General features: G+C 67.0%; 9 protein-coding genes. 3 read left to right on the forward strand and 6 right to left on the reverse strand.

Annotated features, from left to right (window positions below):
• Positions 1-165: bifunctional adenosylcobinamide kinase/adenosylcobinamide-phosphate guanylyltransferase (locus G3N97_RS33325; protein WP_205997161.1), on the reverse strand; the 165-nt coding region annotated here is incomplete at its 3' end.
• Positions 166-321: 156 nt separating this feature from the next.
• Between G3N97_RS33325 and G3N97_RS33330 the strand changes: the two genes are divergently transcribed.
• On the forward strand, positions 322-1,980 hold the full coding sequence (locus G3N97_RS33330) for a cobyric acid synthase (protein ID WP_241030990.1): 1,659 nt from the start codon (positions 322-324) through the stop codon (positions 1,978-1,980).
• Between the two features lie 22 nt (positions 1,981-2,002).
• On the opposite strand, the gene G3N97_RS33335 is transcribed toward G3N97_RS33330, so the two are convergent.
• Positions 2,003-2,422 carry a PaaI family thioesterase gene (locus tag G3N97_RS33335; protein WP_205997156.1) on the reverse strand — a complete coding sequence of 140 codons (420 nt, stop codon included), beginning with the start codon at positions 2,420-2,422 and terminating at the stop codon, positions 2,003-2,005.
• 423 nt (positions 2,423-2,845) lie between these two features.
• On the opposite strand from G3N97_RS33335, the gene G3N97_RS33340 reads away from it, so the two are divergent.
• Positions 2,846-3,472, forward strand: a complete 627-nt coding sequence (locus G3N97_RS33340) for a ParA family protein (RefSeq protein ID WP_205997157.1) — start codon at positions 2,846-2,848, stop codon at positions 3,470-3,472.
• A gap of 170 nt (positions 3,473-3,642) precedes the next feature.
• Here the strand turns inward: G3N97_RS33340 and panD are convergent, their stop codons facing one another.
• The 4 genes from panD to G3N97_RS33360 all read right to left on the reverse strand — a co-directional run bounded on the left by panD (position 3,643) and on the right by G3N97_RS33360 (position 6,391).
• On the reverse strand, positions 3,643-4,029 hold the full coding sequence (panD, locus tag G3N97_RS33345) for an aspartate 1-decarboxylase (RefSeq protein WP_205997158.1): 387 nt from the start codon (positions 4,027-4,029) through the stop codon (positions 3,643-3,645).
• 89 nt (positions 4,030-4,118) lie between these two features.
• Positions 4,119-4,952 (reverse strand): pantoate--beta-alanine ligase, encoded by an 834-nt coding sequence (gene panC / locus G3N97_RS33350; RefSeq protein WP_205997159.1) that lies wholly within the window; start codon positions 4,950-4,952, stop codon positions 4,119-4,121.
• 309 nt (positions 4,953-5,261) lie between these two features.
• Positions 5,262-6,083, reverse strand: a complete 822-nt coding sequence (locus tag G3N97_RS33355) for a ScpA family protein (RefSeq protein WP_110327639.1) — start codon at positions 6,081-6,083, stop codon at positions 5,262-5,264.
• Between the two features lie 122 nt (positions 6,084-6,205).
• Positions 6,206-6,391, reverse strand: a complete 186-nt coding sequence (locus tag G3N97_RS33360) for a DUF3460 family protein (RefSeq protein WP_065057339.1) — start codon at positions 6,389-6,391, stop codon at positions 6,206-6,208.
• 569 nt (positions 6,392-6,960) lie between these two features.
• On the opposite strand from G3N97_RS33360, the gene G3N97_RS33365 reads away from it, so the two are divergent.
• Positions 6,961-8,712 (forward strand): autotransporter assembly complex family protein, encoded by a 1,752-nt coding sequence (locus G3N97_RS33365; protein WP_205997160.1) that lies wholly within the window; start codon positions 6,961-6,963, stop codon positions 8,710-8,712.
• Positions 8,713-8,878 lie beyond the last annotated feature (166 nt).

Genomic DNA, 8,878 nt, shown 5'->3' on the forward strand with positions numbered 1-8,878 from the left:
GGCGATCCGCGCGGCGAATTCGGCGTCGGCGTGCGCGCCTGTCGGCGTGGCCGCCGTGGCGATGTAGGTGACCGGCAGGCCGCTGTCGGCCGCGAGGCGTTCGGCGTGCGCGCTCTTGCCCGAGCGCGCGCCGCCGACGATGAAGGTGAGGTCGCGCGAAATCATCGCGTGATTGTAGCGTTTGGGCGCGCGACTTCCGGCGCTCACGGGGCTGGCCGAATGGCGGATCGGCCGTTCGGCCAGCCGGGCAGTTGCGCACGCGATGGGATAATGCGCATTCGCTTCATCGGCCTTGCGCCGCAACCGCACTCCGTATCGACCATGTCCGCTTCGAAATCCGCCGTGCCCGATGTGCCTGTGGTGTCCGCCGTGCCCGATGTGCCGAGGGGCACGCTCATGATCCAGGGCACCACCTCCGACGCCGGCAAGAGCACGCTCGTCGCCGGCCTGTGCCGCCTCGCGCGCCGCGCGGGCGTGCGGGTCGCGCCGTTCAAGCCGCAGAACATGGCGCTCAACAGCGCGGTGACCGCCGACGGCGGCGAGATCGGCCGCGCTCAAGCCTTGCAGGCCGTCGCCGCAGGCATCGCCCCGCACACCGACCTCAATCCCGTCCTGCTCAAGCCGAACAGCGATCTGGGCTCGCAGGTCATCATCCACGGCAAGGCGCGCATGAATCTGAACGCGCGCGCATACCAGGACTACAAGCCGCTGGCGCGCGTGGCCGTGCTCGAATCGTATGGGCGGCTGCGCGCGGGCTACGACGCGGTGTTCGTCGAGGGCGCGGGCAGCCCGGCGGAAATCAATCTGCGCGCCAACGACATCGCCAACATGGGTTTTGCCGAAGCCGTCGATTGCCCGGTCGTGCTGGTCGCCGACATCGACCGCGGCGGCGTGTTCGCGCATCTGATCGGCACGCTCGCGTGTCTGTCGGAGAGCGAACGGGCGCGCGTGCAGGGTTTCATCATCAACCGGTTTCGCGGCGATCCTGGGTTGCTCAAGCCCGGCCTCGACTGGCTGGAGGCGCAGACGGGCAAGCCCGTGCTCGGCGTGGTGCCGTATCTGCACGGCCTCACGCTCGACGCCGAGGACATGTTGCCGGGTGCTGCGCATACCCACGCGCAGGCGGGCGGGCAGACGTTGCGCGTGGTCGTGCCCGCGCTGCCGCACATCAGCAATCACACCGACTTCGACGCGCTGCGCGCGCATCCGCAGGTCGAATTCAGCTACGTGCGCACAAACGAAGCGCCGCCGCCCGCCGATCTGGTGATACTGCCGGGTTCCAAAAACGTCCGCGACGACCTCGCGTGGCTGCGCGCGCAGGGCTGGGAAAGCGCGCTCGCGCGGCATCTGCGCTATGGCGGCCGTGTGATCGGGATTTGCGGCGGCATGCAGATGCTCGGGCGTACGATCGCCGATCCGCATGGCGTGGAAGGCGAGCCCGGTGCGACGGCGGGTTTCGGCTGGCTCGACTATGAAACGGAACTCACGCGCGAGAAGGCGCTGCGCAATGTGACGGGGCGGCTCGCCTTGGGGCAGGGCGAGGGCGGCGCGCAAGCCGGTGCGCCCGTGCGCGGCTACGAGATTCACATGGGCGTGACGCGCGGCGCGGCGCTGGCGCAGCCGGCGCTGCGGATCGACTCGATCGAGGGCGAGGTGCAAGAGTCGCAAGAGGCGCAAGAGGCGCAAGAGGCGCAAGAGGCGCAAGAGGCGCAAGAGGCGCAAGAGGTGCAGGAAACGACGGAGGCGCAGCGCGAACCGCGCCCGGACGGCGCGCAATCGGCGGATGGCCAGATTCTCGCGACCTACGTGCACGGCCTGTTCGACACGCCCGAGGCGTGCGCCGCGCTGCTGCGCTGGGCCGGGCTCGACGCGGCGCAGAGCGTGGATTACCCGGCGCTGCGCGAGGCGTCGCTGGAGCGGCTTGCCGACACGCTGGCCGCAAGCCTCGACCTCGACCGCCTGTACGGCGCGATGCGCTGAACTCGGCGGGCGCGGGCGTCGGTCAGTACAACACCATCTGCGTGCAGCGGAACAGCGCGGTGGTCCTGCCGTCCGGGCCGGTCACGGTGGCGTCCCAGATCTGCGTGCTGCGGCCCAGATGCACGCCCGTCGCGACCACGCTCAGCGTGCCTTCGCGCGCCGTGCCGACGAAGTTGCTCTTGAGTTCGACGGTCGTGAAGTTCTTCGCCGTCGGCGGCAGATGCGCGTAGCAGCCGTAGCCGCAGGCCGTATCGGCGAGACAGATCACGGTGGCGGCGTGCAGGAAGCCATTGGGCGCAAGCAGATCGCTGCGGATGTCGAGCTCGGCGCGCAGGATGCCTTGCTCGAGCGCCACCGCGCGAAACCCGAGCAGTTCGGGCAGCCGGCCTTGCTGGCGCTCGTGCAGGGAGGCGAGGGTGATCTCGGGGCGCAGCGTGCTCATGGGGGAATGTCTCCTTGGATGGGATTGAAGTGAAGCCGGGGCAAGGCCGAAGCCCGGCCAGGCGGGGCGCCGCAACGGTTTTCATGCGGTCCGGATGCGCTCGGAAAGCCGGGTTGAGGCTCGATGCTGCGCCACCCTGACGCCGTCGGGGGCTTCGGCGCCGCGGCATTTGCCGATATTATCGGACGGTTGCGCTGCTGCGCGGTCAGCTTTGCAGACGGTTCCAGGCCACGCGGCCGGACTGTGCGGCGCCTGTCGGCGGCGGGCAAGCGCACTTTCGGTACGAGTAAGCACAAGCACGCACAAGCACACACAAGCACACACAAGCACACACAAGCACACACAAGCACACACAAGCACACACAAGCAGCAGAATCGGCAAACCGGCTGGCCCGTGTGCCAGCCTTCCTGACGGGAGCATTCATGACGGTGATCGTGGTGGCGAACCCCAAGGGCGGCGTCGGCAAAAGCACGCTGTCCACCAATCTGGCCGGCTATTTCGCGGCGCAAGGCGAGTGGGTCGCGCTCGCCGACCTCGACCGGCAGCAGTCGTCGCACGCGTGGCTCGATCTGCGGGCCGCGACGTTGCCCGCCATCGAGAGCTGGCCGGTCGATCTGGATCATCCCCAGAAGCCGCCCAAGGGCCTCGAGCACGCCGTCATCGACACGCCTGCGGGTCTGCACGGCAACCGGCTCGCCACGGTGATCGAGCTGGCGGACAAGGTGATCGTGCCGCTGCAGCCGTCCATGTTCGACATCCTCGCCACCAAAGACTTCCTCGACCGGCTGTCGAAGGAAAAGGCGGTGCGCAAGGGCGCGATTCAGGTGGGCGTGGTGGGCATGCGCGTCGACGCGCGCACGCGCTCGGCGGAGCAATTGCAGCGTTTCGTCGAAGGGCTCGACCTGCCGGTGCTCGGTTATCTGCGCGACACGCAGAACTACGTGCAACTCGCCGCGCACGGGCTCACGCTCTGGGACGTCGCGAAAAGCCGCGTGGAGAAGGATCTGGACCAGTGGCAGCCGATCATCAGCTGGCTCAACGCGAAGTGAGCGCATGAGCGCATAAGCGCTCCAGCGCGCCGATCCGCACGCGCCGCCAGAAAGGCAAACGGCGCGCAGAACGCGCGCCGTTTGCCGTAGCAAAGCCAGCCAATCTGTTAGCGAGTCACTCAATCAGCTAGCCAGCCATCGCCCGGAAGCGGATCACAACCCGCCGCCGTTCAGCTCCAGGCCTGGGGCGGCACGTGGTCGCGGCTACCCTTGATGCGGTTGTTTTCGTCGACGAACACGAGGTCCGGCTTCCAGCCCGCCTTGAGTTCTTCCTCTTCCACGTTCGCGAAAGCCGCGATGATCACGAGGTCGCCCAGTTGCGCGCGGCGCGCGGCCGAGCCGTTCAGCGAAATCATGCCGCTGCCGCGTTCGCCCTTGATCGCGTAGGTCGTGAAGCGCTCGCCGTTGTTGATATTCCAGATGTCGATGCGCTCGTTTTCGACGATGTTCGCGGCTTCGAGCAGATCCTCGTCGATCGCGCACGAACCTTCGTAGTGCAGTTCGCAGTGCGTGACCGCGACGCGGTGGATCTTCGACTTGAGCATGTGGCGTTGCATGGTGCGTCTCCTCAGGCGGACGGGCAGGCGGCCCGCCGCACGGCATTCGATGGGTTGGAACCGGAGCGGATGTCCGAGCGGCGTGGCGCTCAGATCTCCAGGTTGTCGATCAGGCGCGTCGCGCCGAGCTTGGCGGCGGCCACCACGACGAGCGGCGAGCCGGTCTCGCCCGGTGCGGGCGGCAGCAGGTTCGCGCGCTTGCGGATCGAGATGTAGTCGGGCTTCCAGCCGCGCGCGGCCAGCGTGGCCATGGCGTCCAGTTCGAGCTGCGGATAATCGTGGCGGCCCGCAAGCACCGACTCGCGGACCGCGCGCAGCACGGCCGCCAGTTGCGGCGCCTCGGCGCGCTCCGGCTGCGTGAGATAGCGGTTGCGCGAGCTGAGCGCGAGGCCGTCGTCGTCGCGCACGGTTTCGGCGGCGATTACTTCGGTCGGCAGCGAGAACTGCTGGCACATCGCGCGCACGATCATCAGCTGCTGGTAATCCTTCTTGCCGAACACGGCGACGCGCGGCTGCACGCACGACATCAGCTTCATCACGACCGTGCAGACGCCCTCGAAGAAACCAGGGCGGAATTCGCCTTCGAGAATATCGCCGAGGTTATGCGGCGGATGCACGCGATATTCCTGCGGTTGCGGGTACATGTCGGCCTCGGTGGGCGCGAACAGCACGTACACGTTTTCCTTCTGCAGCTTCTCGATGTCGTCTTGCAGCGTGCGCGGGTATTTGTCGAAATCCTCGTTCGGCCCGAACTGCAGACGGTTGACGAAGATGCTCGCCACGACCGGATCGCCATGCTGGCGCGCGAGGCGCATCAGCGAGAGGTGGCCTTCGTGGAGGTTGCCCATGGTCGGCACGAACGCGGTGCGGTTTTGGCCGCGCAGCTGGTCGCGCAGTTCCTGAATCGAGCTGATGACTTTCATGATCGGATGCGTTATGCCTCGCGCGGGGCAAGACGTAGGTTGCGGCAACCGGCGCTCGCGCGGGCGAGCCGGCCGGATGGCGTGCCAGCCCCTGTCAGGAGCAGGCGCGGGCGATTGTAGAGGATTTGACCGGGCCGCGCAGCGCCTTCGGCTACGGGATTATCCTGGCCCGGCGGCGCGAAATATTGATGGGGACGGAACGTCGCAGGCGCGAGAAGCCGCTTCGCGTGCACCGGGAAGGTGCGCGGCGAAGCGTGTTTTTGGCTGCTTGAGCGGAATTTGGCGCGGCTTGAACCGACTTAAACCGACTTAAACCGGCAGATAGGCGAGACGCACGTAGATGGGCGCGAACGGCTCGGGCTGGGTGATTTCGATCAGCGATTCGCGCGACAGTTCGAGCATGGCGATGAAGTTCACGACCACGACCGGCACGCCGCGCGTGACGTCGAACAGCTCCGAGAATTCCATGAAGCGCGCGCCCTGGAGCTTGCGCAGGATCGTGCTCATATGCTCGCGCACCGACAGTTCCTCGCGCGAGATCTTGTGGTGCTGCACGAGCTTCGCACGCTTGATGACGTCGGCCCACGCGGCGCGCAGGTCGACGGCGTCCACGTCCGGGAAGCGCGGCGTGATGCTCTGCTCGATATAGACCTCGGCGCGCATGAAGTCGCGGCCGAGCTGCGGCAGCTTGTCGATGCGTTGCGCGGCGAGCTTCATCTGCTCGTATTCCAGCAGGCGGCGCACGAGTTCGGCGCGCGGATCTTCGGCTTCCTCGCCGGTGTCGGCCTTCTTGACCGGCAGCAGCATGCGCGACTTGATCTCAATCAGCATCGCCGCCATCAGCAGATACTCCGCCGCCAGTTCCAGATTGGTCTTGCGCAGTTGCTCGACGTAGCCGAGATACTGCACGGTGACCTCCGCCATCGGAATGTCGAGAACGTTGAAGTTCTGCTTGCGGATCAGGTAGAGCAGCAGGTCGAGCGGACCTTCGAACGTTTCGAGGAAAACCTCGAGCGCGTCGGGCGGGATGTAGAGATCCTGCGGCAGCTTGAAGAGCGGCTCGCCGTACAGACGAGCGAACGCGACGCCGTCGATCGTGTCGGGCGTCGAGTCGGTGGCGGGGGCGGCCAGCGCTTCCGGATTCGCCGGCGCGGCCGGATGGCCGGCCGCGTGCGCCGCGGAATGCGCCGCCTCGGCGCCGGGTGGAGGCGTCAAGGCCTCCTTGGCGCCTTCGGCCCCGTCGGCTTCAGCCATCAGAAGTTCTGGTAGTAGACGTAGGGCGTCTGCTTGACGCGCGACGCCTGCTGGCGTTCGCGTTCGTCGAGGTCGATCGGCTGCTTGTCCCACAGGAGCGAGCGGCCCTTGCGCTGCTGCTCTTCGAGCTGCGGCTTCTGCTGCTTGAGTTGGGTCAGGAACTGGGTGATGTCCGACTGATACATGGCTGACGTCCGTCGAGTGAGGCAGCTGTTTCTGACAGCCGCCGATGTTCGTGTCGGCGGCAATTTTACCGCAAGCGGCGGGCGCGGAACATCCGGGCGGGCGGCGCGTCGAAGGCACGCGATGCGTCTGCGCAGGAAGAGCGGCATTGGCCGTCCGCGTCGCGTGCGGCCCACTTTGCGCCTCGTCCTGGGGTTTTGGAGCGCTGATGTGGTGAAATAGCGCGTTTGGGTCTGCGCGCAGTCCGCGCGACGGCGCGAGCGGCAAGAAAGCAAACCGAAGCGAACCAAAGTAAACCGAAGCGAACCGAAGTGAACGAAATGACGTCTGGAGGTCTTGTTTGGCGGGATGGCTGATCGAAGCGTTGCGCGCATGGCGGCGTCCCGTACGGGCGGCGCGGCCGTGGCTTGCCGCCCGCCGTGTGGCGGAGCGCGCGGGGAATGAACCAACGCTCGCCGTCCACCGCTCGACCCGCGCTTCCGGCCACGCTATCGCAAAAATCTTCGCGACTTTTTCCGTCAATCGACCCCATCACTTTGCTCGCCGCGTCGCGGCTTGCTTTGCTCTCGGCATGACGCTGAGCGCGCTGACCGCCACGCCCGCGCACGCGGATCTGGCGAGCCTGCTGCCCTGGTCGCGCGCGCGTACCTATTACGACGTCAAGGTCGATGCCTCGCCGCGCGAACTGCGCAAGCTGCTCGAAGCGCACCTCGATATCGCCCGTTTCGCCACGCGCGCCGACATCAGCGAAGATCAGTTCGAATTCCTCGTCACCGCCACGCCGCAGCAGGTGCGCGATCTCGCGTCCACCTACGGCTATTTCACGCCGGTCGTGCGCACCGACGTCGGCAGCGACGAAAACGGCCGCCGCCAGGTGACCGTGAGCGTCGATCCGGGGCCGCGCACGACGATTTCGGCGGTCACGCTCACGTTTCGCGGCCCCGTGCTGACCGAGGACAAGACGCAGGAAAACGCCACGCGCTTCGCGTTCTCGCTGCACACCGGCGACGCCTTCACGCAATCCGGCTGGGACGACGCCAAGAACGCGTCGCTTCGGGCCTTGCAGGCGCGGCGTTATCTGGGCGCGAAGATCGCCCGTTCGGAGGCGCGCGTCGATCCGCTCAAGCACGACGCGCAACTGTCGGTCACGTACGACAGCGGCCCGACCTTCACGATGGGCGCGCTCGATGTGTCCGGGCCGCGCCGCTATCCGGAAAAAATCGTGACCGACGTGAATCCGCTGTCGCCCGGCGAAATCTACGACGTGAACCGCGTGACCGAACTGCAGCGTCAGCTCCAGAACACGCCGTACTACGCGAGCGTCGCCATCGACGTCGACGACAACACGCAAAAGCCGCTCAACACGCCGCTGCACGTGAAGGTGAGCGAGTATCCGTACAACAATTTCCGTGGCGGCGTGGGTTATTCGACCGACACGGGCGCGCACGTGCAGGGTTCGTATTCGTATCTCGATACCTTCGGCAAGGCCTGGCCGTTCCAGGTGCAGGGGCGTCTGGACCAGATCCAGCAGTACGGGCAGGTGACGCTCTCGATGCCGCCGGGGCCGCGCGCGTGGACCAATAGCGCGCTCGCGTCCTACACCACGACGGATGTGTCCGACACACGGATCTACAGCCTGCGCGCGGGCGTGCAGCGCACGCGCACTTCTCAGAACATCGACTACGCGTATTCGCTGCTCTACTACCAGGACCGGCTCGACCAGAACGCCGGGCCGCCGACCACGAGCCGCGCGCTGGTGCCGCAGTGGTCATGGACGCGCCGCAACGTCGACGACCCGCTGTTTCCGCGCTCGGGCAACCTGATTCGCGTGGAGGCGGGCTTCGCCGTGAAGGGCGCGCTCGCCGACGCCACCTTCTTCCGCGGCTACATGCGCGGCCAGCAATACCTGCCGATCGGCCATAGCGACATCATGCTGTTCCGCGCGGAGCTGGGCGGCGTGTTCACGTCGAGCAGCTCGCAGAATGTGCCCGCGTCGCTGCTGTTCCGCGCGGGCGGTTCGAACTCGGTGCGCGGCTACGGCTTCCAGAGCATCGGTAACGATGTCGACGGCTCGATCCTGCCGGCCAAATATCTGGTGACGGCGTCGGCGGAGTATCAGCACTGGTTCACGCACGACTGGGGCGGCGCGGCGTTCTTCGACGTCGGCACCGCCACCGACACCTGGGGCGAGAAAGTGTTCTATCCGGGCGCGGGTCTCGGCGCGCGCTGGCGCAGCCCCGTCGGCCCGGTCAATCTCGACCTCGCTTACGGCTTCCGCGAACGCCGCGTGCGGCCGTATCTGACGCTGGGGATCGCCTTCTGATGACGATGCGCGCGATCCTTTCCCTCTTGCTGCCCGCCGGTTCGCGAGCCTGGGCGCCGATGGCCGCGCCGCCGGGCGGCGGTGCGCCGTCGTCGGGTTCGTCGCGCGACGAAGATCGCGGCGGCGACACAGCGGGCGAGCGTGGCGAACGAGGCGAACGTGGCGA

Origin of the sequence: Paraburkholderia sp. Ac-20347 (assembly GCF_017104805.1) — a bacterium.
GTDB lineage: Bacteria > Pseudomonadota > Gammaproteobacteria > Burkholderiales > Burkholderiaceae > Paraburkholderia > Paraburkholderia tropica.

Excerpts from the sequence above, each read along its gene's own strand:
- panC (WP_205997159.1), bottom strand. The coding sequence starts at position 4,952 with ATGAAAGTCATCAGCTCGATTCAGGAACTGCGCGACCAGCTGCGCGGC.
- panD (WP_205997158.1), bottom strand. The coding sequence starts at position 4,029 with ATGCAACGCCACATGCTCAAGTCGAAGATCCACCGCGTCGCGGTCACG.
- G3N97_RS33340 (WP_205997157.1), top strand. The coding sequence starts at position 2,846 with ATGACGGTGATCGTGGTGGCGAACCCCAAGGGCGGCGTCGGCAAAAGC.
- G3N97_RS33335 (WP_205997156.1), bottom strand. The coding sequence starts at position 2,422 with ATGAGCACGCTGCGCCCCGAGATCACCCTCGCCTCCCTGCACGAGCGC.
- G3N97_RS33365 (WP_205997160.1), top strand. The coding sequence starts at position 6,961 with ATGACGCTGAGCGCGCTGACCGCCACGCCCGCGCACGCGGATCTGGCG.
- G3N97_RS33330 (WP_241030990.1), top strand. The coding sequence starts at position 322 with ATGTCCGCTTCGAAATCCGCCGTGCCCGATGTGCCTGTGGTGTCCGCC.
- G3N97_RS33360 (WP_065057339.1), bottom strand. The coding sequence starts at position 6,391 with ATGTATCAGTCGGACATCACCCAGTTCCTGACCCAACTCAAGCAGCAG.